The sequence below is a fragment of the Novosphingobium soli genome (assembly GCF_042432915.1).
Taxonomy (GTDB): Bacteria; Pseudomonadota; Alphaproteobacteria; order Sphingomonadales; family Sphingomonadaceae; genus Novosphingobium; species Novosphingobium soli.
The window spans coordinates 1-1,153 of record NZ_JBHLWK010000047.1; the positions used below are offsets into that span (position 1 = coordinate 1).

1 pseudogene is annotated in these 1,153 nt (G+C 64.6%); it reads right to left on the reverse strand.

Annotated features, from left to right (window positions below):
* Positions 1–1,081: pseudogene (locus tag ACFFJC_RS21195) on the reverse strand (IS630 family transposase).
* Positions 1,082–1,153: the final 72 nt, after the last annotated feature.

Consider the following 1,153-nt stretch of genomic DNA (forward strand, 5'->3'; position numbering starts at 1 on the left):
CTAGTGGATGGAATCTAACGCTTGGTGCCCGCGCTTGACGGCGGCGATGATTTTGTCGGGATCGGCGGCCCAGGTGAAGGGCTTGGGCTGCTGGTTGTGCTCGGCGAGGAAGCGGTTGATGGCGGCCTGGAGGTCGATGACGGAGTGGAAGACGCCGCGTTTCAGGCGCCGTTTCGACAGCTTGGCGAAGAAGCCCTCCACCGCGTTGAGCCATGAGCATGAGGTCGGGGTGAAGTGGAAGGTGAAGCGGCTGTGCCGGTCGAGCCAACGGCGCACCTTGGGGTGCTTATGGGGAGCATAGTTGTCGAGGATGACGTGCACGGCCTTGTTGGCGGGAACCTCGGCGTTGATGGCATTGAGAAAGCGGATGAACTCCTGATGGCGATGGCGCTGCATGTTCCTGCCGATGACGGTGCCGTCGAGCACGTTGAGGGCGGCAAACAGCGTGGTCGTGCCGTTGCGCTTGTAGTCATGCGTCATGGTGCCGAGTCTGCCCTTCTTCATCGGCAGGCCGGGCTGGGTGCGGTCGAGCGCCTGGATCTGGCTCTTCTCGTCGACCGACAGCACGATGGCGTGGGCCGGCGGATCGACATAGAGGCCGACGACGTCGCGCAGCTTGTCGACGAATTTCGGATCGTTGGAGAGCTTGAACTGCCGCCAGCGGTGGGGCGCGAGGCCATGTGCCTTCCAGATGCGCCGGACCGCGCTGGCGCTGATGCCGGCCGCCTTCGCCATCATGTCGGCCGTCCAGTGCGTCGTTTCGCCCGGCGGATCGGCAAGCGTCATTGCCACCACGTGCGCGGCGACATCGGGTCCGAGCGGCGGAATGCGCGACGGCCGCGTCTTGTCGCGCAGCAGCCCGTCGCAGCCTTCCGCGGCAAAGCGCTCCTGCCAGCGCCACACGCAGGTCTTCGACTTGCCGGTCCGGCGCATGATCTCGACGGTGCCGACGCCGTCGGCGGACAGAAGCACGATCTCGGCGCGCCAGACATGCTTCTGTGGGGGCATTGCGGTCCCTAATCAGCGCCGTCAGACGGGCACGATCGGTCGGCGAAACGGTGAACGATATTCCTGTGCGCATGCGCCAGACTCGCATGCGAACGCAACAAAGGGAATCCCGAACCGGACTCTTATGTCAGGCGGAAACCACTAG